26 protein-coding genes are annotated in these 22493 nt (G+C 68.1%); 9 read left to right on the top strand and 17 right to left on the bottom strand.

From position 1 onward, the window contains the following. The first annotated feature begins 31 nt into the window (after window positions 1–31). Window positions 32–1006 carry a YeiH family protein gene (locus tag B1991_RS14975; protein ID WP_425466703.1) on the top strand — a complete coding sequence of 325 codons (975 nt, stop codon included), beginning with the start codon at window positions 32–34 and terminating at the stop codon, window positions 1004–1006. Here B1991_RS14975 and B1991_RS14980 read toward each other — a convergent pair. The 8 genes from B1991_RS14980 to B1991_RS15015 form a co-directional block, all read right to left on the bottom strand. After that, on the bottom strand, window positions 1003–1416 hold the full coding sequence (locus B1991_RS14980; protein WP_136259481.1) for a DoxX family protein: 414 nt from the start codon (window positions 1414–1416) through the stop codon (window positions 1003–1005). The two genes, B1991_RS14975 and B1991_RS14980, sit on opposite strands and share 4 nt — an antisense overlap. Before the next feature lie 243 nt (window positions 1417–1659). Then, complete coding sequence (locus tag B1991_RS14985; protein WP_136259482.1) at window positions 1660–2427, bottom strand: hypothetical protein; 768 nt, start codon at window positions 2425–2427, stop codon at window positions 1660–1662. Between the two features lie 206 nt (window positions 2428–2633). Beyond that, a complete protein-coding gene (tsaB, locus tag B1991_RS14990; protein ID WP_136259483.1) occupies window positions 2634–3326 on the bottom strand; it encodes a tRNA (adenosine(37)-N6)-threonylcarbamoyltransferase complex dimerization subunit type 1 TsaB in 693 nt (230 codons plus the stop codon). Continuing rightward, entirely contained in the window at window positions 3323–4669 is a 1347-nt protein-coding gene (gene creD, locus B1991_RS14995; protein ID WP_136259484.1) for a cell envelope integrity protein CreD, read from the bottom strand. Before creD ends, tsaB begins: the two co-directional genes overlap by 4 nt. Before the next feature lie 86 nt (window positions 4670–4755). Continuing rightward, complete coding sequence (locus B1991_RS15000) at window positions 4756–5589, bottom strand: ABC transporter substrate-binding protein (protein WP_210772147.1); 834 nt, start codon at window positions 5587–5589, stop codon at window positions 4756–4758. A 19-nt stretch (window positions 5590–5608) separates the two neighbouring features. After that, entirely contained in the window at window positions 5609–6400 is a 792-nt protein-coding gene (locus B1991_RS15005) for a dioxygenase family protein (protein ID WP_136259486.1), read from the bottom strand. A gap of 63 nt (window positions 6401–6463) precedes the next feature. Then, on the bottom strand, window positions 6464–6853 hold the full coding sequence (locus B1991_RS15010) for a DoxX family protein (protein WP_136259487.1): 390 nt from the start codon (window positions 6851–6853) through the stop codon (window positions 6464–6466). A gap of 49 nt (window positions 6854–6902) precedes the next feature. Continuing rightward, the gene (locus B1991_RS15015) at window positions 6903–7535 is read right to left on the bottom strand and encodes an NADPH-dependent F420 reductase (RefSeq protein WP_136259488.1); all 633 of its coding nucleotides are present in this window, start codon (window positions 7533–7535) and stop codon (window positions 6903–6905) included. Window positions 7536–7661: 126 nt separating this feature from the next. Here B1991_RS15015 and B1991_RS15020 point away from each other — a divergent pair, with 126 nt between their 5' ends. Further along, window positions 7662–8570: a LysR family transcriptional regulator gene (locus B1991_RS15020; protein WP_136259489.1), complete on the top strand. Its 909-nt coding sequence runs from the start codon at window positions 7662–7664 to the stop codon at window positions 8568–8570. A gap of 58 nt (window positions 8571–8628) precedes the next feature. Here B1991_RS15020 and B1991_RS15025 read toward each other — a convergent pair whose 3' ends face one another. Beyond that, a complete protein-coding gene (locus B1991_RS15025) occupies window positions 8629–9027 on the bottom strand; it encodes a nuclear transport factor 2 family protein (protein ID WP_136259490.1) in 399 nt (132 codons plus the stop codon). Window positions 9028–9465: 438 nt separating this feature from the next. Here B1991_RS15025 and B1991_RS15030 point away from each other — a divergent pair, with 438 nt between their 5' ends. The 3 genes from B1991_RS15030 to B1991_RS15040 all read left to right on the top strand — a co-directional run bounded on the left by B1991_RS15030 (window position 9466) and on the right by B1991_RS15040 (window position 14596). After that, window positions 9466–11679: a hypothetical protein gene (locus B1991_RS15030; protein ID WP_136259491.1), complete on the top strand. Its 2214-nt coding sequence runs from the start codon at window positions 9466–9468 to the stop codon at window positions 11677–11679. 349 nt (window positions 11680–12028) lie between these two features. Continuing rightward, entirely contained in the window at window positions 12029–13273 is a 1245-nt protein-coding gene (locus B1991_RS15035; RefSeq protein ID WP_136259492.1) for an MFS transporter, read from the top strand. Between the two features lie 156 nt (window positions 13274–13429). Then, entirely contained in the window at window positions 13430–14596 is a 1167-nt protein-coding gene (locus B1991_RS15040) for a hypothetical protein (RefSeq protein ID WP_136259493.1), read from the top strand. A 139-nt stretch (window positions 14597–14735) separates the two neighbouring features. On the opposite strand, the gene B1991_RS15045 is transcribed toward B1991_RS15040, so the two are convergent. Then, complete coding sequence (locus B1991_RS15045; protein WP_168709677.1) at window positions 14736–16358, bottom strand: S53 family peptidase; 1623 nt, start codon at window positions 16356–16358, stop codon at window positions 14736–14738. 306 nt (window positions 16359–16664) lie between these two features. Next, complete coding sequence (locus B1991_RS15050; RefSeq protein WP_136259495.1) at window positions 16665–16934, bottom strand: metal/formaldehyde-sensitive transcriptional repressor; 270 nt, start codon at window positions 16932–16934, stop codon at window positions 16665–16667. Window positions 16935–16988: 54 nt separating this feature from the next. On the opposite strand from B1991_RS15050, the gene dmeF reads away from it, so the two are divergent. The 3 genes from dmeF to B1991_RS19135 all read left to right on the top strand — a co-directional run bounded on the left by dmeF (window position 16989) and on the right by B1991_RS19135 (window position 18891). Beyond that, window positions 16989–17936: a CDF family Co(II)/Ni(II) efflux transporter DmeF gene (gene dmeF / locus B1991_RS15055; protein ID WP_136259509.1), complete on the top strand. Its 948-nt coding sequence runs from the start codon at window positions 16989–16991 to the stop codon at window positions 17934–17936. Window positions 17937–18226: 290 nt separating this feature from the next. Continuing rightward, on the top strand, window positions 18227–18523 hold the full coding sequence (locus B1991_RS18885) for a pirin family protein (protein WP_210772148.1): 297 nt from the start codon (window positions 18227–18229) through the stop codon (window positions 18521–18523). A 239-nt stretch (window positions 18524–18762) separates the two neighbouring features. Further along, window positions 18763–18891 carry a hypothetical protein gene (locus tag B1991_RS19135; protein WP_210772149.1) on the top strand — a complete coding sequence of 43 codons (129 nt, stop codon included), beginning with the start codon at window positions 18763–18765 and terminating at the stop codon, window positions 18889–18891. A 121-nt stretch (window positions 18892–19012) separates the two neighbouring features. Here B1991_RS19135 and B1991_RS19040 read toward each other — a convergent pair whose 3' ends face one another. The 4 genes from B1991_RS19040 to B1991_RS15080 are packed head-to-tail and all read right to left on the bottom strand — an operon-like array spanning window position 19013 to window position 20838. Then, complete coding sequence (locus B1991_RS19040) at window positions 19013–19180, bottom strand: hypothetical protein (protein ID WP_246031194.1); 168 nt, start codon at window positions 19178–19180, stop codon at window positions 19013–19015. A gap of 13 nt (window positions 19181–19193) precedes the next feature. Continuing rightward, the gene (locus B1991_RS15070) at window positions 19194–19553 is read right to left on the bottom strand and encodes a hypothetical protein (protein ID WP_136259496.1); all 360 of its coding nucleotides are present in this window, start codon (window positions 19551–19553) and stop codon (window positions 19194–19196) included. Beyond that, window positions 19546–20037: an RNA polymerase sigma factor gene (locus B1991_RS15075; protein ID WP_136259497.1), complete on the bottom strand. Its 492-nt coding sequence runs from the start codon at window positions 20035–20037 to the stop codon at window positions 19546–19548. The genes B1991_RS15070 and B1991_RS15075 overlap by 8 nt, the downstream gene beginning before the upstream one ends. 9 nt (window positions 20038–20046) lie before the next feature. Continuing rightward, entirely contained in the window at window positions 20047–20838 is a 792-nt protein-coding gene (locus B1991_RS15080) for a hypothetical protein (RefSeq protein WP_136259498.1), read from the bottom strand. Window positions 20839–21015: 177 nt separating this feature from the next. On the opposite strand from B1991_RS15080, the gene B1991_RS18780 reads away from it, so the two are divergent. Beyond that, on the top strand, window positions 21016–21258 hold the full coding sequence (locus B1991_RS18780) for a hypothetical protein (RefSeq protein WP_168709678.1): 243 nt from the start codon (window positions 21016–21018) through the stop codon (window positions 21256–21258). A 69-nt stretch (window positions 21259–21327) separates the two neighbouring features. On the opposite strand, the gene B1991_RS15090 is transcribed toward B1991_RS18780, so the two are convergent. Both B1991_RS15090 and B1991_RS15095 read right to left on the bottom strand, forming a co-directional pair. Then, window positions 21328–21954: a glutathione S-transferase family protein gene (locus B1991_RS15090; RefSeq protein ID WP_136259499.1), complete on the bottom strand. Its 627-nt coding sequence runs from the start codon at window positions 21952–21954 to the stop codon at window positions 21328–21330. A 99-nt stretch (window positions 21955–22053) separates the two neighbouring features. Continuing rightward, window positions 22054–22440 carry a VOC family protein gene (locus B1991_RS15095; protein ID WP_136259500.1) on the bottom strand — a complete coding sequence of 129 codons (387 nt, stop codon included), beginning with the start codon at window positions 22438–22440 and terminating at the stop codon, window positions 22054–22056. Window positions 22441–22493: the final 53 nt, after the last annotated feature.

Below are 22493 nucleotides of genomic sequence, written 5' to 3' on the forward strand. Positions count from 1 at the left end.
AGCGCCAGCGCGCCGATCGCCACGGCCAGCGCTGGCCGTGGCGATCGGCGCGCTGGCGCTGCTGCTGGGGCGCTGGGTGCCGCTCATCGGCGGGCCGGTGTTCGGCATCGTGCTGGGCATCGTCGTGCGCAACGGGTTCGCTCCGGGCGCGCGCTTCACGCCGGGCATCCAGTTCGGCGGCAAGCAGGTGCTGCAGTGGTCGATCATCGCGCTGGGCTTCGGGCTCAGCCTGACCCAGGTGGCGAAGACCGGGCTGGAGTCGCTGTGGGTGACCCTGATCACGATGAGCATGGCGTTCGTCAGCGCGTGGCTGCTGGGGCGCTGGCTGGGCGTGCACGACAAGCTGAAGATCCTGATCGGCGTGGGCACGGCGATCTGCGGCGGCTCGGCGATCGCCGCGGTGACGCCGATCATCAAGCCGGACGACCACGACACCGCGTTCGCGATCTCCACCATCTTCCTGTTCAACGTGATCGCGGTGCTGCTGTTTCCGCTGCTCGGCCACCTGCTGAACCTGTCCGACCTGGGTTTTGGCCTGTGGGCCGGCACCGCGATCAACGACACCTCCTCGGTGGTGGCCGCCGGCTACAGCTACAGCCACGCGGCGGGCGACTACGCCACCATCGTCAAGCTGACCCGCGCCACGCTGATCATCCCGATCTGCCTGGTGCTGGCCTTCGTGGTGGCGGCACGCGAGAAGCGCCAGCACGCGCAGGCCGGCGACGCGAACGGCTTCAGCCTGGCGCGCATCTTTCCGTGGTTCATCCTGTGGTTCGTGGTGGCCTCGGGTATCCGCACGCTGGGCCTGGTGCCGGTCGCGATCCAGCCGGCGCTGCACATGCTGGCCGAGTTCATGATCATCGTGGCGCTCACCGCGATCGGGCTCTCCGCCAACCTGCGCAAGATGGTTTCCAGCGGCGCGCGGCCGATCCTGCTGGGGCTGGGCGTGTGGATCGCGGTGGCGGTCAGCAGTCTGCTGGTGCAGTTGCTGATCGGGCGGCTCTAGCGCTTGTCCAGCGAGTACTTGCCCGGCCCGGTGATGCCCAGCAGGATCAGGCCGCCGACGATGCTGATGTTCTTGTAGAAGCTGATCATGCTCAGGTAGTGGGCCATGCCTTCCATGTTCCAGTAGCGGTGGCCGATCAGCGCCGCGGCCAGGGTGTAGAGGGCGAGCGCGAGCGCCAGCGGCCGCGTGTAGAAGCCGAGCACGATCAGGATGCCCACGACGAACTCCATCAGCACCGCGATCAGGGTCAGCAGGCCCGGCAGCGGCATGCCGGTGGAGGTCATGTAGGTGACGGTGGCGGTGAAGCCGGTGAGCTTGTCCAGCCCGAACTTCACGAACAGCACCATGAGCAGGATGCGGGCCAACAGCAGCAGCTCGTCTTTGCGATTCGCGAACAGGTCGTAGCGCATGGTTGCCTCCCTCGCCGTCGGCGTCATCAGCGCAGCGCACCTTCACGCTGCTGGCAAGGCTCGCCGCCGCACCGTGGCGCATGCGTGGCAGTCATCCACGCGATGCCCGGCGAGGCCCCTCGAGGTCATCCTACGCCATTCGATCGAGGTGCACACCGATGCCGGGACGACCATGCGTGGTGCCGCAGCGATCTTCCGGGCCGCTTTCCCGCGGGGAAAGCGGCCCGGGCGTCATGCGACCCATCAGCGGCCGGGGTTGTAGGTCAGCTCCGCGTCGCGGCGGTCGACGTGCGACGACTGCTGTTCGATCGTGTCACCGAGTGTCTTGCGCAGGTCGGTGGCGCCGTCCTTGCCGTACACGCTTTCGACCATCTTCCACAGGCTGGGATCGGCGTCGGCACCCAGCTCCGCCCAACTGGGCGAATAGCTCACCACCATGAAATCGGGTGCGTCGGCGCCGCCGTCCATGACCCGCACGAAACGGTAGGAGTAGGCCCATTTCGATTTTGCGGCGGCCGCGGTGATCTTCTTCACCGCATCGGTGAACGCCTTGCCCTTGCCGTAGCCGGACTTCAGCTTGAAGTAGGTGATCTCCATGAGGTCGCTCGACATGCCTTTCGATGCCGTGTGGCTCATCTCGGCCTCCTCCTGGATGAAGACGCTGATCTCGCCTTTGAGGTGCGGATTCACCTCCTGCTGGAACGTCGCGTCGCAGGCCTTGCCCTGCGTGCGCATCACGTCGAAATCCGCCCAGCTGACGGGGTCGGAGACATACGAATAGGCGTAGACGTCGCCGGTCTCGTGGGTCAGTGCCGTCCAGGCGTACTTGAAGCCGTGCTCGGCCAGGCACTTGTTGTAGCTCTTGATGCCGGCGAGATACGCCTGCTGGCTCGCCGGTGCCACGGTGTCGGTGTAGATGCGCGAGACTTTCGCGGGCGCGTCGGCCGCGGCTGCGCCGCCCATGGCCAACAGCAAACCCGCAGACAACACACTCAGTGCAATGCCTTTCATGAGTCCTCCCCGCAGGATCGAAGATCCTGCCCGCATGGTGTCGGGTCTCCGCCGCCACGCCTGTGGCGGCGGCCCAACCGCGCGAGTATGCGCGCGCCACCCGGCGGCCGGCGGACCCCCGACAGAAAATAAATTCCGGGAAACGGATGCCTCGCCGAGCGTCGCTGGCGCGGAACATGCTACGCGGCGATGCTCGCCGCGGAGGCTTACCCCCGCCCCTGCTCCACCAGGGTCAGCGCCACCTTGTCGCGCAGGTACACCGGCAAGGCGTGTTCCGGCGCCAGCGCGTGGCCGGCGCGGAACTCGCGCCGCGCCAGTTCGGCGACATGCGCGGCCTGCGGATAACGCAGGCCATCGGCCGAATGCAGCGCACCGCTGAGGCGCTGGCTGATCGTCGGCGCGTAGGTGGCCCAGCCGCTGCCGACCACCTGCCAGGCGGCGGCCGCGGGCAGTTCCAGGGTCTCGGCCGTGCAGATGCGCTCCTCGTCCAGCGCCAGCAGACCGCCGTTGTCGTCGCGGCGATAGCTGGCGGCGTAGATCTCGCCCATGCGCGCGTCGATCACGGCGAGGATCGCGGTGCCCGCTTCTTCCGGCGCTTCCAGCGCCAGCGCGGCCAGCGACGAAATGGTGACTACCGGCAAGTCCAGCGCCAAGGCCATGCCCTGCGCCAGCGACACGCCCAGGCGCACGCCGGTGAACGCACCGGGGCCGCGGCCCACCGCGATCGCGTCGAGCGCGTGGCGGCCGATGCCGGCTTCGGCCAGCAGTTCGTCGGCCATCGGCAGCACCAGCTCGGTGTGCCGGCGCGGCGCGATTTCGCTGCGGGCGATCAGTTCCTCGCCGTGGATCAGGGCGACGGAGCAGGCTTCGGTGGCGGTTTCGATCGCGAGCAGGTTCATGATCGCTCCATGATAGCGGCTGACGGCTCGCCCGACGCGGGGGCGTAGGCGTACCAGTCGATGCGCCGGGTCAGGTACATCATCAGGGCGACCACTGCCAGCAGCACCAGTGCGCCGATCAGCAGCGCGTACTGCTCGGCGGCGATCAACCCGTACAGCATCGCGTAGATCAAGCCGAGCACGCCGCCGAGCAGCGCACCGGCACGGCGCGCGCGCAACACCGCCATCGCATAGCCGCCCACCAGCAGCACCACCGCCGCGGCGGCCAGCGCATAGGCCGGGCCGAAGCCGATCTGCTCGGAGAGCGCCAGCAGCACCACGTAGAACGTGGCCAGCGCCGCGCCGACCAGCAGGTACTGCACCGGATGCACGCGCAGCCGCTTGAGCACCTCGAACAGGAAGAACGCCACGAAGGTCATCGCGATGAACAGCAGCCCGTATTTCCCCGCGCGCACGTTGCGCTGGTACACGTCGACCGGCTGGTACAGCTGCACGCCGAAGCTCGATGCCGCGAGCGCGGAGCACACGTCGTCGCGGTCAGTCCAGTGCTGACCATAGCTGCGGTTGAGATCGAGCAGATGCCAGCGCGCGCTGAAACCGTGCGCATCGATCGCATGCTCCAGCGGCAGCGCCGCGCCAATGAAGCTGGGATCGTTCCACGGCGCGTGCATCTTCACGTCGGTGCTGCGCGCCAGCGGCAACAGCTGCAGTGCCTCGGTGCCGGCGAGTTTCAGGGTGATCTGCACGTCGACCGACTGCGCGCCCAGCGCATCCAGGTCGATCGGCACCACCACGTTCGGCCACGGGCCGAGCCGGTCGGCGGAGGATTCGAAGCGCGCCGGCTGGCCGTTGATGCGCAGCTCGCCCACTTCCTGCAGCCCGCGCAGGTCGCCCAGCGCCAACCGCAGCTCGGCCTTGCCGGCCTGCCACGGAGCATCGCTGGAGCGACGGAACTGGGCGAGATCCTGCGCGCGGAACTGCGCGGCCAGCTTCACCGTGGCCACATACACCGGCGCGCTGTAGATGCCATAGCTGCGCGTGTCCACGCTCATCGCCACGTCCAGCGCCAGCGTGTCGGCCAGGATGCTTTCGCTGCCGGCCTGCCACTGCGGCGCGGTCGCGCCCGCCGGCGTCACCTCGCGCAGCGTCGGCACCACCAGCAGCGGACCGCCCAGCACCTGCTTGCCGCCCCAGCCCTGCGCAATCTGCGCGATCGCCTGCTGCCGCAACTGCTGGCGCTCGCGCACCAGCTCGCGCACCTGCAGCAGCGGTATCGTCATCAGCAACGCCAGCAACCCGACCCCCAGCACCTTGGCGGTCACCGTCTGTGTCCACTTGCCCATCGCATTCGCTCCCCGTTGGCGGAGCGTCGATCACACCAGTGCGGGCGGCCTTGCAGCGGGCGACGGCGGGCGGGATGCGGGCCGAGTCATGGCGTCGCGGGGGAACTGGACGCCGCGATGGCGGCGCGCAACTGCCGATAGCCCTCGACCAGTCGCGGACCGGGTCGGCCGAGGAATGCCTCGCTGATCGCATGGATGCGGTCGTGGCGCACCGCCGGCACGTCGGCCCAGTCAGGGCGCTCGCGCACCTTGTCGGCGCGGTAGTTCTCCACCTTCACGCCGCACCAGCTCATCACCACGATGTCGGGGCGCTCGGCCGCCGCGTCGGCATAGTGCAGCGGCACGCTGCGGGCATCCACCTCACCCCACGGATTGAGGCCGCCGGCAAGGTGGATGATGTCGTTCACCCAGGAATGCCGGGCCACTGCGATCAATGGTTTGGGCCACCATTCCACCAGCACGCGCGGACGCGTGACGGCCGGCACCGCCGGCATCGCCGCACGCATCGACGCCACCAGCGCCACGCCGCGTTCGGCCACGCCCAGCGCGGCGGCGATGCGCCGGATGTCCTCGTACACGTCATCCAGCGATTGCGGATCGCACACCAGGGTGGCCAACCCCGCCGCATGCAGTTCGGCGACCACCTGCTCGTGCCCCGGCACGGTCAGCGAACTCAGCACCAGGTCCGGCTCCAGCGCCTGCACCGCCGCCACATCCAGATCCAGATCGCGCCCGGTACTGGGCAACTGCGCCACCACCTCGGGCGGGTAATCGGAATCGGCATCCACGCCGACCAGCTGGTCGGCACAGCCGAGCGCGCAAACGATCTCGGTGTTGGAGCAGGTGTGGGAGAAGATGCGCATCGGCGTGCCGGCGGCGGGGGCTACCGCAGTGTGGCGCAATGCCGGCGTGCGAGCCAAGGCATGCCTGCCGGCCGGTTCAGCCCGGGCTTGCCTCCGGCAGGCCGAACGCGAACGAATCCATCGACAGCACGCCGTAGGTCATGCCGCCTTCGACCAGCCGCGCCGGGTCCGTGTCGGCGCCTGCACCCACGGCCACCAGCAGCGGCAGGTAGTGCTCCTCGGTCGGATGCGCGCGCTGCGCATGCGGCGCGCGGCGGCGGTAGTCGACCAGCGCCTCGACGTCGCGCGCAGCCACCGCAGCACGAATCCAGTCGACGAACTGCTGCGCGTACTCGGGATCACGGATGTGCTGGCGGAATTCGTACAGGTTGTGGGTGAGGCTGCCGGAGCCGATCACCAGCACGCCACGCTCGCGCAGCGGCGCCAGCGCCTGGCCCAGCCGCAGCGCGCCAGCGGCGTCGATATGCTGCGGCAGCGAGACCTGGAACACCGGCACGTCGGCGTCCGGAAGCAGATAGCGCAGCGGCACCCACGCGCCGTGATCGAGGCCGCGACGTTCATCGAGTGCCACCTCGAAACCGGCCTGCGCGAGCAGCTCCGCGGCATCCCGTGCCAGCGCCGGCGCGCCCGGTGCGGGGTACTGCAACTGGTACAGCGGCGGCGGGAAGCCGCCGAAGTCGTGGATCGTTTCCGGCGCGGCGCTGCTGCCCACGCACACGCCCCGCGTCTGCCAGTGCGGCGACACCACCAGCACGGCGGTGAGGCCGCGCAGCGACCGGCCAATGGCGCGCAGGTTCGGGCCAAGCAGGCCCGGTTCCAGCGCGAACATCGGCGAACCGTGGGAGATGAAGATCGAGGGAGCGGTCATGGCGATTCCTTGAAAAGGCAACGGGCACCGATGCGCCCGTTGCAGGGGACGGCACGTCGGAAATCAGGCGCTGCGGCGCTTGTCCCACAGGTGATCCAGGCTGAGCGCGCCGGCACCGTGGGCGGCGAGCATCAGGAAACCGCCGGCCATCGCCACGTTCTTCCAGAAGTTAATCGCCTGCGCGGCGTCGGCGAGATTGGCGTGGAACACCGCGGCGCTGGCCAGCGAGAACGCGGCGAGCGCCAGCGCGACCCAGCGGGTGAATGCACCGCTGAGAATGGCCAGGCCACCACCGAGTTCCAGCGCGATCACCAGCGGCAGCAGGCCGCCCGGCAGGCCGGCGGATTCCATGTATTGCTGGGTGCCGGCATAGGCGGCGATCTTGCCCCAGCCGGAAATGATGAAGATGAGCGAAAGGCCGACGCGGCCGGCCAACGTGAGCGGAGCGTTCATGGGAATTCCTTGGATGAGAGAGAGTGATGGGCGGCCGACGCGGGATGCGTCAGGCCTTGCGGATCCAGGTCGGCGCGATCGAGGTGCCGAGGCCGGCGCCGTAGCCGAGATAGATGTTCAGCGCGGCCAGCGGTTCGAGGTAGCGCGCGTTCTTCAGCGGGCCGGCATCGACCGGCGTGAAGCCAAGGCTTTCGATCAGCGCCTTCGCGGTCTGCTTCGCCCGTTCGCTGTCACCCGCGAAGAACGCCGGGGCGATCTGGCCATCGGCAAACTGCGGACCGTCGGCCAGCACCTGCGCGAACAGCGTGTTGAACGCCTTGACCACCTCCGCTTCGGGCACGGCCTTGGCGATCTCCTCGGCGGCCGAGGTGTCGTGGCCCAGGGTCAGGCCCATGTAGTCGGCGGTCAGCGGGTTGGTGATGTCGACGACGACCTTGCCCGCCAGCGAACCCAGCGAACGCAGCGCCGGCACCGCATCGACGTAACCGGTGGCGACGATGACGACGTCCGAACCGGTCAGGGCGTCGGCCGGGGCGGCGGCCACCGCGCCGGGATTGGCGGCGGCCAGCGCCTGCGCCTTGGCCAGGTCGCGCGCGGTGATGCGCACGGCATGGCCGGCGCGGGTGAGTTGCCCGGCGAGCGCCGAGCCCATGTTGCCGGTACCGATCAGGGTGATGTTCATGTGTGGTCTCCGTCTGTGGCCCGGGACATCCTGGGCATGGGGAGTACTCTATTGATCAACGAAATGCGGATAAATAAGCTATGCATTGACTAACTGTCTCGATTTACGAGACAAAAGGACGGTACCGTGGACAAATTCCAGGAAATGGCCAGTTTCGTCGCCGTGGTCGAGGCCGGCAGCTTCGTCGGCGCGGCCGAGACGCTCGGGCTGTCGAAGGCGGCGGTGTCGCGGCACGTCGGCGAGCTCGAACAGCGCCTCGGTACGCGCCTGCTGCACCGGACCACGCGGCGGCTGTCACTGACCGACGACGGCCAGCTGTTCTTCGCCCGCGCGAAGGAGATGCTGGCCGCCGTCGACGAGGCGGAGTCGGAAATCAGCTCGCGCAGCGGCGAACCCAGCGGGCGACTGCGCATCAATGCGCCGCTCAGCTTCGGCGTGTTGCACCTGGCCCCGCTGTGGCCACGCTTCGCGCAGCTGTACCCGAAGGTGTCGCTGGACATCGAACTGAGCGATCGCGTGGTCGACCTGGTCGAGGAGGGTTACGACCTGGCCGTGCGCATCACCAACCTGCCGAACTCGCAACTGGTCAGCCGACAACTCGCGACGACCCGCATGGTCTGCTGTGCCTCCCCGACCTACCTGGCGCAGCACGGCACGCCCGCGCACCCCGACGACCTGGCGCAGCAGGAAGTGATTTCCTACAGCTACTTCGCCGCCAGGGACGAATGGACCTTCACCGCCCCCGACGACACCTCCGTCGTGGTGCGCACCCACGCCCGCATCCACGCCAACAACGGCGACACCTGCCGCGCGGCAGCGCTGGAACACCAGGGCATCATCCTGCAACCGGACTTCATCGTCGCCGACGACCTGCGCCGCGGCGACCTGGTCGAACTGCTGCCGACCTGGCGCGCGATGACACTCGGCATCCACGCGGTGTATCCCTCGCGCAAGCATCTGCCGATCAAGACGCGGCGGCTGGTGGATTTTCTGGTGGAGGGGTTTGCGGTGCCGGGGTGGGATGTGGCGCGGTGATCGCCGTGCACACGCGTCCAGTTCCTCGACCAGTCTCGGCACGCGCCCCCGGCCTCGGTCATGCGACCAGCGTGCCTTGGTGAAAGACGATGACCCAGTCGTCGCCGTCGCGTCGCCAGATCGTGCTGCGTCGGCTCACGCGCTCGCCCTGCTCCAGCGTGTAGGTAAGCAGGTAGGTGTCCGAGCCGAGTTCGCGGCAGTGGAAGCCGCTGGTTTTCCAGGTGTGCTCGGCGGGATCGGGCACGCGATGTTCCAGCACGTCGAGTACGTGGGCGCGACTGTAGCGCTGGCCGGAGGCGCCGATCTCGAAGAAGTCAGCGATCGTCATGCGCTCGAAGTCGGCGCGGGTGCGACCGAACTCGGGGCGATGGAAGATCGGCTCGCGCTCGCGCAGGGCTTGCAGCACATCGTGCAGTCCCGGCGCCGTGACGGGATCGGATTCGACCGGAGGGTGCATCCGCGGGTTGCTCCTGCGTGAGGGATCGGCCGATGGTATCGCCGCTTCGGTTCGCCACTCACGACAAGCGCCAGCGGCATGGCTTTCTCTTTGCTTGCTTGCTATTTGGCCCGGCCACGCAAAGAGCAATTGACTCGGCTGCCGAAGGCGATCGACCGCTCCTGGCGCTGAATGTGCGCGGGTGACCCGCCACCCAGCGCATATCGAAAGCGGGTCACCCCTGCCCCACGCTCCCGCGCCGCGCGGCGTCACGACGCAGGCGTGGCGCGCCCGCGCGGCACGCACGGACGTGGCACACGGTTTGCTCTTCCATCGCCATGGCGGCATCGAACCCGAGGCCGACCATCGCCCGTCCGCGCATCGTGATCGCACCGATGCCTGTCGAGGGACGCGCGCCACCACGAACCTGTCTTCAGTCAAGGCTTCACGGAGATCACGATGGCCAGTCGCAACGAAAAGGAAAAACCGCTGGATCTGACAGTCACCTTTGTCGGACTCGAGGAGGGACAGCAGCCGCCGCGCTTTGCGGCATACAAGGTGGACGTCAGCGGCCGCCCGATCAGGAAGCTGGGCAGTTACGACGGCAAGCTGCTGCGGCTGGACCCGGGCGAGGCCAGCGCGATCGCCTTCGGACCGGACGTCGAGGATTTCAAGGCGCTGCCGACGGACAGCCTGGCGCGCTACCGCGTGGCGCAGCAGGTCGACCTGTGGCGCAAGCAGGGACTGGTGCTGGGGCCGGATATCTGGAACCGCTTCCACTTCCGTTTCCAGTGCGTCGGCGGCACCGTGAGCAAATGCCGGCCGTGGTTCTGGGACCTGCTCGACGACATCCGGCTGCAGCCGATGTATGCGCTGGCCCAAGTGGCGCGGATCAAGCCGATCGGCGCGGAGCTGCAGCCGCATCTGCGCTTCCCGCTGCGTTGCGAGACGCTGTGCGATGGCGTCGTCGAGGTCTACGAGCGCGAATGCTGCTGCCGCTGGTTCCGCATCCCGGACCTGCTGGATCGGCTGCGCGAGATTCTTGCGGTGCTGCCGATACCACTGCCGGACCCGATTCCCGACCCGATCCCCGGACCGGACCCGGCGCCTTTCGCCCTGCATTCACTGCGTGCCGCGGCGCGCAGCATCCAGCAGCGCAAGGCGACGTTCGACCTTGCCGCCACGCCGCCGGAGAACCTGCACCAGGATTTCCTGGCGCTGCGTGCGATGCCGGAAGATGCGGCGCGCGAGTACGTGCTGGCGCGACCCTACCTGTATCCGATCTTCTGCCACTGCTCGGTGCGCAAGGTCGGCGAGACGATGATCCAGCCCGGCGGCCGGTTTGATCTTTGCTACCTGCGCTCGCCGTTCCATCTGGCGCGCGAGCATTGCGTCACGACCTACGCCTACCGCGTGCGGCAAATGATCAACGGCGCCTGGCACGTCGTCTACGACGGGCTGGCCGCACACCAGTATTTCGCCGCCGGCAGCGCGGCGAGTATCCACAGCTACGACCCGCAGGCACGCGTCTGCGCCGACGGCCCGGGCGAGCCGCCGCCGAACGGCAACCTGCCGTTCGTGATGCTGGAACACGTCGGCAGCTACGGCAGCTTTCACTTCAACTTCCCGGTGCAGACCGGGGTGTCGCAAGTCGGCGCGCTGGATGCCGACGACGGCACCTTCACCACCTCCTACGCACCGGACTGCCCATGGGGCGGCGCTCTGGGCCTGCGCCTGTGGTTCTCGCCGGAGCTGGAGCCGATCGTGAAGTACTACCGGCTGAAGGTGTTTGCGCTGAGCGATGCCGGTACGCCGGTTGGCGCGCCGATCGTGCTGAACGACTCGGTCACCTGGGACAAGCTGGTGGACATTCCCGGTGACGTGGTGCGCGCACCGGAACTGCTGGGCCCGGCGACCGTCGGCGCAGAGAGCGACCTGTTCAAGGTGCCGTACTGGAGCTCGCCCGACCACCGCTACCTGAGCGGGCAGTTCCACCAGGGCTGGAACACGGCGCAAAGCCAGTTCCCCGACGGCAAGTACATGCTGGTCATCGAAGTGTTCGACGCTGCCGGCAACCGGGTGAAGCCGAACGGCGCGAGCGGGCCGGGCACGGCGCAACCGTTCGAGTTCCGCCGCTGGATGTCCGCGGTGGATACCGATCCGGTGCCGTTCGCCGACGCGGCGCACGTGTTCTGGGTGGACAACACGCCGGTGGGCGGCGACATCGTCGACCTGCGCAAGAACGGCGTCGCCAACACCGGCCAGTGCCAGTTCATGACAGGCACGGCGGCGAGTACCTTCGCCATCGGCTTCCGCGCCTATCACGTGCACGGCGTCGAGCATGCCGGCAACGGTGACGGCGATTCGTTCATGTGGCAATACGGCATCGGCTGGCAGCGCGGCCTGAACGGCAACAGCGGTGCGCTCGGACCGGCACCGTCGGGCGGCAACAACCACACCGACGTGGGCGAGACCGGCGGCGCGGTGTCCTCCGGCAGCGAGACCTTCCAGACCATGCTGACCGATACCACGCAGGTGCCCGCCGTGGTGCTGAGCAAGTGCACCTTCAGCGTGACCCTGCACGTGTACGCCAAGCACTTCACCGGCAGCGGCCGCATCCAGGCCTACGACTATGCGGAGACGGCCTCGTTCGCGCTGGAGATCACCAGCTGACGTCAAGGCACATGGAGTCAACGGCATGGATGCCGCAGATGAGGCTACGCGGGAGCGCTTGTGCGAGGCCGGCAAGCGCTCGGCGGGTAGCCTCCTTTCCTGCTCCACCCGTGCGGTCCTCCAACCTTGGGGCCGGCTTCGCCATTTCGCGCCGCCGCCGCGGCGCAGCGGCCATTTCTGTCGGCCATGCAGGATGGAAAGCAACCGGGTTGCCTGCTCCTCCTGCAGACGAAAGCGCTTGCCCGCAGGCCGTGAGCCTCGGCCGGGCAAGCACAGCCACGATTTCGGCGATACCCTGCGCGGGCGCCGAGCGGCTTGAGCCGCCCGCAAGCACCCAGGAGGCGCCGCGATGAACCTGCAGCCGGAAGCATCCCGCCACGCCGCGGCGAAGACGCCGTCCGTGCTGCGCCGGATCCCCGCCGGCATCTGGGCGCTGGGCATGGTCTCGATGCTGATGGACACCTCCTCGGAGATGATCCACGCGCTGCTGCCGGTGTACCTCGTCGGCGCGCTCGGCGCCTCGGCGCTGGCGGTCGGCGTGATCGAGGGCATCGCCGAATCCACCGCGGCGATCACCAAGGTGTTCTCCGGCGCGTTGTCGGACTGGCTGGGGCGACGCAAGCTGCTGGTGGCGATCGGCTACGGGCTGGCCGCATGCACCAAGCCGATTTTTCCGCTGGCGAGCACGCTCGACTGGGTGGTCGCGGCACGTTTCGTGGATCGGGTCGGCAAGGGCATTCGTGGCGCGCCGCGCGATGCGCTGATCGCCGACCTGGCGCCGACGCAGTTGCGCGGCGCCGCGTTCGGCCTGCGCCAGTCGCTGGATACCACCGGCGCGTTCCTCGGCCCGGCGCTGGCGATCGCGCTGATGTGGCTCACCGTCGACAACATCCCGCTGGTGTTCTGGTTCGCGGTGCTGCCGGGCTTTGCCGCGTTCGCGCTGGTGCTGTTCGGCGTGCACGACGCCTCGGGGAGCCGGGAAAACAAGCCGGCGCGCCCGCCGTTGTCCCGCGCCGAACTGGCGCGCCTGCCGGCCCTGTACTGGGGGGTGGTGGCGATCGCCGCGGTGTTCACCCTGGCCCGTTTCAGCGAGGCCTTTCTGGTGCTGCGCGCGCAGGAGCTGGGCCTGGGATTGGTGCTGATTCCGCTGGTGCTGGTGGTGCTGAACGTGGTGTACGCGCTGTCGTCCTATCCGGTCGGCGTACTGGCCGACCGTTTCGACCACGGCAGCCTGCTCGCGCTGGGCGTGCTGGTGCTGATGGTGTCGGAGCTGGTCCTGGCCTTCGTGGGCGGGCTGGCCGGGCTGGCGCTGGGCGTGGCGTTGTGGGGGTTGCACATGGGCATGACCCAGGGCTTGCTGGCTGCGATGGTTGCCGATGCCGCGCCGGTCGACCTGCGCGGGACCGCGTACGGCATGTTCAACCTGGTCGGCGGGCTGTCCCTGCTGGCGGCCAGCGTGGTGGCGGGCGGGCTGTGGGACGCGTTCGGCTCGCGCGCCACTTTCCTCGCCGGTGCCGGTTTTGCCGTGCTGGCATTGCTGGCGCTGGTGCCGGTGGCGCGGCAGGTGCGCAGGCGTCGACCGACGCCGCACTGAGCGGGCGGCCCGATCGTCGCTGCGTCCCGGCAGGCAAGCACGTGTCGCGTACATCATGCCGCTCGATCCGCATCGGCGTACCATCGCCGGGTTGATTGGGGGCCCGCCCGCGTCAGGCGAAGGCGGCCGTTTCGGCACTATCACCCGGGGAATTCCATGAGCGGAGAATGGCGCAGTGCTGCGGCACAGACCTTTGTGGGCGGTCGGATCACGCAGGTGGACAGCTACTGGCCGGCGAATACGCTGGCCGCCGACGTCTTCCAGCTCATCGACGACTGGGATCTGTGGAGCGAGGCGTTCGGCGGCAAGGCAAAGAAGATCAAGGATCGCTGGCGCACGATGCTGGTGTTGCGCAATGGCGTGAAGTCCGCGGGCGGCCTGGTGCGCAAGGTCGGCGGCGTGCTCGGCGGCAAGAGCGAGGCCGGCCTGGGGACGGACCTGCTGCAGGAGCTCAAGGCCAACGTGGTGACCCCGCTGCAGAACCTGGCCAACCAGGCGCCGCTGACGATCAATTTCGGCGCCACCGGCTGGTTCGGCACGGGGCCCGGCTTCGACGAATACATCACCATGTGGGATCGGCATGCCACCGATGCGGCCCTGACCGCCAACCAGGATCCGAAAAACCCGGCCCATGTGCGGGCCAAGGCCGACCGTCACGCGCTGTACGGGCAGTTCGCCGACGGCAAGACCCAGGTGGGCGCGGCCGGCCTGGTGCTGCCGCACGTGAAAAAGCAGGGCGGCACCACCGCGCCGGCCACCATGCACTACTCCCCCAACCACGTGCGGGCGCCCGGCGCGGCGGCGGACTCCCAGGTGTTCGCGGCGCTGAACTACGGTCGCCGACTGCATGGCGCCAATACCGAGTACGGCAAGAGCGTGTTCGAGCTGGACGACGGCTTCAAGAAAGACGCTATCTACTTCGCGATGGACACCTTCACGCCGGTCTCCAACGGCAGCGGCTTCAAGGCGAAAGCCGATCGCGGCAAGCTTTACCAGGTGAGCTTCAACACCTTTGGCGGCGCGATCCTGCTGGCGACCCGATCGCAATATCTGGCCAACCCCAGCGCGACCCACCTGGCCAATGCAAAAGCCCTGGTGGCCGACTTGCTGGCCTCCGCACGCAACGGCAACCCGCGGCCCGACAGCGCGGAGAACCACCTGCTGATCGAGGCACACATCTTCCGCCGCGTGCGCATGGTCCCGGCGCAGGTGCGCGCCGTGCACATATCGCGCGGGGAATGCGGGGCTCATCTGAACGCCGTCCAGGCCAATGCCGCGCAGTTCAGCCGACGCACCGGGGTTCAGGTGGATTACATCGACTGAATGGCCGGGCAGAGCCGCGTGGCGCAACCCGATCGACCGCGCGTGCCCTCGAATCGCGTTTGCCCTCGACTGCAGAAGCTCCGGATGCAACGAGGGCGCCCGCCTCTCGACGGACGCCCTCGCAGTGGCCGTGCGGAACTTACAGGCCCGCGTTCAGCGCACTGACGATGCCACTGCCGAAGCCGCTGGCGTAGTCCCAGCCGACCGTCGCCGTTTCACCGCCGTTGCTGCCGGAGGTGACGTCGTGATAGCTGGCGGTGGATACGCTGTACAGATGCGGCCCCGCGAAGCCCAGCGTCGGATGCGCGGCGAGCATGCGGGCCCAGGTGGCGGCGAACAGCGGCGCCGCCAGACTGGTGCCGCCGTACTGCGCGTTGCTGCCGTTGACGATGATGATCGCGCCCGAGTTCGGATCGGCGTCGAAAGCCACGTCTGCCACGTCGCGGGTGGTGCCGCCGCCCTGGGTCTGCCAGCTCGGCTTCGGTTCCACCGTGCTCGGGCTGCCGCCCGCGCCGCTCCACAGCGTCTCGCTCACCCAGCTGTTCGACGCACCGGTGCTCAGCGACGTACCGCTGACGGCGATGACGTACGGCGAACTGGCCGGGTAGCTCGGGGTGGTGCCGGTCGGCTTCTTGGTGCACTCGTTCGAGCCGGAGTCGCCGGTCGAGATGGAGAACGTCTGGCCCTGCGCCACGCCCAGCGCGAGGATCTGGTCGTCCGCCGCCATCGAGCCGTCCTGGTAGGCGCTGGTTTCGCATTCGCCGAGCGAGACATTGACGACTTGCGCCTGGTTGTCGCTCACCGCCTTGTTGAACGCCGCGGTGAGATCGCTGTTGGAAAGCGAGTTCGCCGCGTAGAAGATCAGCTTGCCGACGCCGCCGGACATCGCGACGATGTCCTGGCTGTCCAGATCCCACTCGGCCGTGCCGCTGGTGTCGGTGCCCGGCGTGCTCACCGTCACCACCTGCGTGTTCACTGCCGGCAGACCGTTGGTGCTGGTGAACTGGTTGAGATCCTTCAGCGGCTGGGTCATGTCGCCGTCGCTGATGATGCCCACCGTGATCGTGGAAGCGGCCGGGGTGCCGCCCACGTTGTAGATGGTCGGAAACGCGGTCGGGTTGTGGCCGACCAGGGTCGCGCCGCCGCCGCCCGGGCGGCCCTTCTCCACGCGCCCCTGCGTCGAAGCCCTGGCCAGCATGGTGTGCGGATGCGTCACCGTCTGCAGGCCGCTCACCGACAGCACGACGTCGGCCAGCGACGCCGGCACCTTGGCGTCGTCGATGTTGGCGTAGGCGGCGCGACCGTGCTCGTCAGTGCCCTTGACGAAGCGCGTGCCGAACGCGGCCCGCGCATTGCTGGCGGTACCGTCCGCCGAAACCAGCAGGCGATTGGCCGATACGCTGACGTGGCTGAAGCCGGCGTGGCTCAGGTAATCGGCCACGGCCTGCGCCTGCGCCTGGCTCGGCAGGAAATGCGCGGCCACGTCGCTCGACTGCAGCTTGGCGCGGAACAGCGGGCTGGCCGGGTTGTGCGCGGCGGCGATGAAATCGTCGAGCGCGCCCTTGTTCCGGATCTTCAACGTGACCTGCACGTGCAGCGGCATGCTGGACGCCACCAGGTTGCTCATGTTCACCGACGCGGCCGGCACGTGTGCGCGCGTGGCCGTCGTCTTCCACGTCGAGTCGACGCCGGCCGCCGCTGCGGCCGTGGACGCCAGCGCCCAGATTGCCCCCATCGCCAGACACAGCGAAGTCTTCTTCATCTGCATGGTTCATCCCCGAGATTGATGGTGCGAACAGAAAAATTCCGGTCATTGACGGATCGGAATCCCGTGACGCGGCCGTGGTCCCACCCGACATATCCCTGGCCTCGCCAGTCCTCGACGCTAACACGCGAGGGCACCGAATAATCCGTGCAGCCATCAAAAGAACGCGCACAAGTGCTTGATTCGCAAAAGTTTGCGGAATCGCATGAAATCGCGCCGGGCCGCACGGCGTCTGCCTCCGGCTTGCGCACCTGACCATCAGGCCGCCGATGACGGCCTGTTCTGCAGTCCCCGCAGGCGCCGCTACTTGAGGTAGCTGCGCAACACCGCCAGCACCGGCAACAGTTCGTCCTGCCGTTTGCTGCTGCCGCGGCCAGCTACGTGCGAGCGCAGATGGCCTTCCATCACCTGCAGGATCAGCCCGTTGACTGCGCCACGCACGGCCGCCAGCTGCTGCAGCACGGCACCGCACTCGGTGTCGCCCTCGATGGCGCGTTCGAGCGAAGCCAGCTGGCCGCGGATGCGGCGCACGCGGGCGACCAGCTTCTTGCGGTTTTCCCGGATGTGCGACACGGCGACCGCCTCCCGTCCTATACTGCGGGGGAGTATATGACCAGAGCACGCATCATGCCCGCCCCCGACGTCTCCGCCTTCACCCACAGCCACCAGTTCAACCACGTCGACGCGAAGGCGGAGCGCAACACGCGGCGCGTGGTGTACATCACGGCGGCGATGATGGTGGTGGAGATCGCGGGCGGCTACTGGCTGAACTCGATGGCCTTGCTGGCCGACGGCTGGCACATGAGTTCGCATGCGCTGGCGATGGGACTTTCGGTGATGGCCTACGCGCTGGCCCGGCGCTACGCGAGGGACGGCCGCTTCGCCTTCGGCACCTGGAAGATCGAGATACTCGGCGGCTACAGCAGCGCCCTGCTGCTTGCCGTGGTTGCCGGGTTGATGATGGTGCAGTCGCTGGAGCGGCTGTTCGTGCCCGCCACGATCCATTACGACGACGCGATCCTGATCGCGGTGCTCGGCCTGGGCGTCAACCTGCTGTGCGCGTGGCTGCTGAAGGGCGAGCACCCCCACGCACACGGGCACGCGCATGGGCACGGGCACGATCATGGGCATGGGGACGATGGTCATCATCACCATGATGTGAACCTGCGCGCGGCCTACCTGCACGTCATCGCGGACGCGGCAACTTCCGTGCTGGCCATCGTTGCGCTGGTCGGCGGCAAGCTTTACGGAGCTGCCTGGCTCGATCCGGTGATGGGCATTGTCGGCTCGGTTCTGGTTGCGCGCTGGGCGTTCGGCCTGCTGCGCGAGTCCGGCAAGATCCTGCTGGATGCCGAGATGGACCAACCGGTGGTCGAGGAAATCCGCGACGTGGTGCGCGATCAGTTCGCCACGGCGGCGGTCAGCGACCTGCACGTGTGGCGCGTCGGCCGCGACAGCTACGCCTGCATCCTCGGTCTGGTGGCCACCACGCCGATCAGCGCCGAGGAAGTCCGCCAACAACTGGCCATCCACGAGGAACTGGTGCACGTGACGGTCGAGATTGCGGCGGCCTGAGAACCGTCTGATCCCACCTCTCCGCTGGACAGCAAGATCGAAGGTCGGCTGGCTGTATCGCCGCTCGTGTTCGCCATTCACGGCAAGGCCGCGGCGTGGCCGCGCGAGGTGGCCTCCCGCAATGATGCCGCAGGCGCCGATGGAAGCGGTCCCGGACCACTCACACCCCGCCTGATCCAAGGTGCGATAGTGGTCACCTGCCAATCCCTGTTGCCACCCGGAGGTATCCCACGATCGAACTCATCATCGCCCAGCGTCGACGCGACCTGGGATCCTTCGAGGTCGGCCGCGTGCTGCCGTTCGCCCAGCGCCGCATGGTCGGCCCCTACATCTTCTTCGACCGCATGGGACCCAGGCAGATCGCGCCGGGCCTGCCGCGCGAGGCGGACGTGCGTCCTCACCAGCACATTGGCCTGTCGACGATCACCTACCTGTTCGATGGCGAAATCATGCACCGCGACAGCCTCGGCTCCGAGCAGGCCGTGCGTCCAGGCAAGGTCAACTGGATGACCGCGGGCCGCGGCATCACGCATTCCGAGCGCTTCGAGAAACTGCGCGCGCAGGGCGGGGTGCTCGACGGCATCTAGGCCTGGGTGGCGCTGCCGGACGGACGCGAGGAAATGGATCCGGGCTTCTGGCATTACGCCAGCGATGCACTGCCGGTCTTCGACGACGACGGGAGCGTCGGGCGGCTCATCGCCGGGAGCCTGACGGGTGTGCAGTCGCCGGTGAAAGTCGATTCACCGCAGTTCTACGTGCACTGGCAACTACGCGCCGGCGCGCAGGTGTCGCGCTGCCGGCCGAGTACCCCGAGCGGGCGATCTACGTGGACAGCGGCAAGGTGGAGATCGACGGCGAGCGGGTCGAGTCGGGCAACATGGTGGTGCTCACTCCCGGCAAGGCCGCCACCATCACCGCGCTGGGCGATGCCGTGGTCATGGCCTTGGGCGGCTAGCCGGTGGAGCCTCGCTACATCGACTGGAACTTCGTCTCCTCGTAGCCGGAGCGGCTCGATCAGGCCCGCGCCGACCGGGCCGCCGGACGCATGAAACTGCCGGACCTGGACAACGAGGAATTCATCCCGCTGCCGTCGAAACTGGACGCAAAGCCGGAGCCGATGTCCTGACGCACGGACACGGCATTTGCAGGAGCGCCAACGCGATCCAGCGGGTGAACGCACCGGTGAAGATGGCCAGGCCACGGCCGGGTTCCAGCGCGATCACCAGCGGCAGCAGGGCGATCAAGATCGATGCTCCGTCACGATCCGGCGCCCGGTTCGGCTGGTACCGTCTCGATCAGATACAAGCGCACGTTGGCCTGCCCGCTCGCCAGTTCAATGGCCGCGCCGTGCTCGACGCGGAGGCCTTCACCGAGGGCTGGGCCAAGCACGGCTTGCTGCAATGCCACGCGCAGGGCAGCCGCACGCTGCTGCCCCGCCACGTACCGCGGCACCCACAACAGTGCCAGCACCAGGGCCGGGATCGCCAGCGCGGCGCCAACGAAGACCCGGCCCCGGACGTGGCGCGGGCGATGTTTGGCGGCGACGGCCCGTTGCAACCGGGACAGGCCGCCCGGTGGCGGCTCCAGGGTCGGCAACAGCAGTTCGAGGTCACGCATGGCTTGATTCTCCCAGCAAAGCCTTCAGTTGCGCCACGGCATGGTGCTTGCGCGAGGCCACGGTGCCCGGCGGAATGTGCAGTAGCGCCGCAATCTCCCGGCCACAGAGGCCGCTGAACTCGGACAGCAGCAACACCTCGCGGCTGGCTGCCGGCAGGCGCTGCAACGCGCGGCGCACCTCCAGGGCGGCCAATGCCGAACTGGGCGCCGGCCCGGGCTGCGGCAGGTCTTCGTCCAGGGTCGTGTGGCGCCACAACTTGCGCCAGCGCAACCGGTTGCGCGCGAGGTTCAGCGCCGTCGTCCAGACCAGCGCATCAAGGCTCGATTCCGCCACCGACGCGCGCCGCGCCCACACGCGCACATAGGCGTCGTGGATGACGTCCTCGCACTCCTCCGCCTGCCACAGCTGCCGGTACAACACGTTGAAGAGCGGCTTCTGCAACCTTCGATAGCTGGCGTACAGGGCGTCATCACGCAAGCTCATGCGGCGAACTCAAGGCGCGGCCGGGAGTGGGTCCACACGCAGGACCAGCAGGTTCATCAGGGCCGCGGCGTCGACACCGCTGGTCCCGGACCCGCGGCCGTCGGCTGCCTGCGCCAGCACCACGACCTCGCCGGGCCGCAGCGCGACCCCGGACCGCAGCTCCCCGACACTCTGTCCGGTCGAGTCGCTGTAGTTGACCGCCACCTTGTACGTGCCGGCGGCGGCAGAAGTGACTTCGAAGCCGAGGACGCGATCCGGGCCAGGGGCAACGTGCCCGTTCCCGCCCACGTCGGTCGCTACCGCAACCGCGTCGGTCAGGCTGAAATGCACCACGCCCAGCGACTGGCGCAAGGTCTTCAAGGTGGGTTCGAGCGCGGCGAGGTCGGCGGCGTCGGAGCCACTGCCCGGACGGGCCTGCAGGACCCAGAATTGCAACCGCAACCGTTGCGGCGCCCGCGGGGTTGTGGCGTTCGTTGCATCCGGCAGCGCCTTGGCAGCATCCTGCAAGCCGTCAATGGCCTTGGCGATCGACGGCTGCAAGGTGGCCGGCGCCAGCACCAGCACTGCCCCCGGGAAGGGCTGGCTTACATTCATCGCGGTGTGTGCCTTGACCCCGACCAGATAGCCGCTGTCGACCAGCACCTTGGTCAACTGTTGCGCCACGGCATCGGACTGGGCCACGGGCACGCGGTACATGTGCAGTTCCAGTTCGGGCGCAGCATCCTGGCTGGTCGCCGGGTGGCACGCGGCGAGCACCAGCAGCAGGGGCACCGCCAGCAAGAATTGCAGCAGCTGTTTCATGTCATCCCTCCGTGGCTGCCGGCATGGCAGCCTTCAACCTGTATACACGCGAACGGGCTTTTTCTTCACGCCGGCACGCGACGTTGCAGCGCACGATCCTGCGCGATGCCGGCTGCTCGCTCGCCGGGATGACGATGGTCTGGAGCCGTTCACTGGCCTGCCGGGGTCAGGTGCGCGATGTTCCAGCACGTCCAGCACATGGGCGCGGCTGTAGCGCTGGCCGGAGGCGCCGATCTCGAAGAAGTCGGCGGCAATCATGGGCTCGAAGTCGGCGCGCGTGCGGCCGAACTCGGGGCGATGGAAGATCGGTTCGGGCTTGCGCAGAGTTTCCAGCACGGGCAGCAGTCGGGCAGCGGTGACCGGATCGGCTTCGACCGGAGAGTGCATCCGCCGATTGTTCCCGCGCAAAAGATCGGCTGATGGTATCGCCGCTTGCGTTCGCCATTCACGACAAGGCCGCAGCGTGGCGGCCTTGTCGTGGCGATGCAATCAGGCGGTCTGGGCCTGGTCGAGCTGCTGCATCTTGAGCGCGCGCTGCACGCCGGGGTCGGCGCGCATGCGCCGCTCGAATGCCTGCAAGTTGGCGAGGCCGCCAAGGTCGACGTTCACCGCGTGGGTCCAGCGCAAGGTGACGAACAGATAGGGGTCGGCAATGGAACGCTCGCCGGCCAGCCAGTCGCGTCCTTCCAGGTGCTTGTCCAGCCGCTCGAACCAGGTGCGCAGCTGCTGGCGCGCGGCGTCCTTGCTCTTCTCGATCATCGCCTCGTCGCCAAGGTAGCTGGTGGCGCCGAACAGCGGTTTGAACGCCGGGTGCACGTCGGAGTTGATCATTGCCAGCCAGCGGTTCACCTCGGCGCGGCCGCGCGGGGTGGGTTCGCCGCCCAGCTTCGCGGCGGGGAACTTGTCGGCAAGGTAGTTGAGGATGGCGGCGTTCTCGTTGAGCGCCCAGCCGTCGTCGACGAGGATCGGCACCTGGCCGTTCGGGTTCAATGCGCGGATCGCCGGACTCGCCAGATCATCCTTCTGCAGCAGTTGCAACTCGTAGGGCTGACCGATCCATTCGAGCACGATGTTGGCGCCCAGCGCGCACGAGCCGGGAAAACTGTAAAGCTTCATGAATGTCTCCTTGGGTGAAGCGGATGTCGCGTGACAGGCGCGGCGGGATGGCGTGCGCAGCGGCACGTCTTTCCCAGATGCCGGCGGCAACGGCGAACTTCAAGCCGCCGTCGGGGCCTGGGTCGGCGGTTGCCACAGTTCGATGCGGGTGCCTTCGGGATCGGTGATCCAGCCGAAGCGGCCGAACTCGCTTTCGTCGACGTGCTCGTCCACCTGGACGCCCTCGGCACGCAATTGCGCCAGCAGCGCATCGAGGTCGTCGACGCGGAAGTTGATCATGTACGGCTGCGGACCCGCGCCGAAGTAGCTGGTGTCGGCGGCGAAGGGCGACCACAGCGTGTAGCCGGGACGTTGTTCGTTCTCGTCGAAACGCGCGCCGCCCCACTCCTCGGCATCGAGGCCGAGATGTCTGGCGTACCACGCCGCGAGTGCGGCAGGATCGCGGGATTTGAAGAAGATGCCGCCGAGTCCGGTGACCTTGGCCATGTCGTTGCCCCGTTGCGTCGGATGTCCCGACCCATCGTATCCCGACGCATCCC

The organism is Rhodanobacter lindaniclasticus (genome assembly GCF_004799035.1).
GTDB lineage: Bacteria > Pseudomonadota > Gammaproteobacteria > Xanthomonadales > Rhodanobacteraceae > Rhodanobacter > Rhodanobacter lindaniclasticus.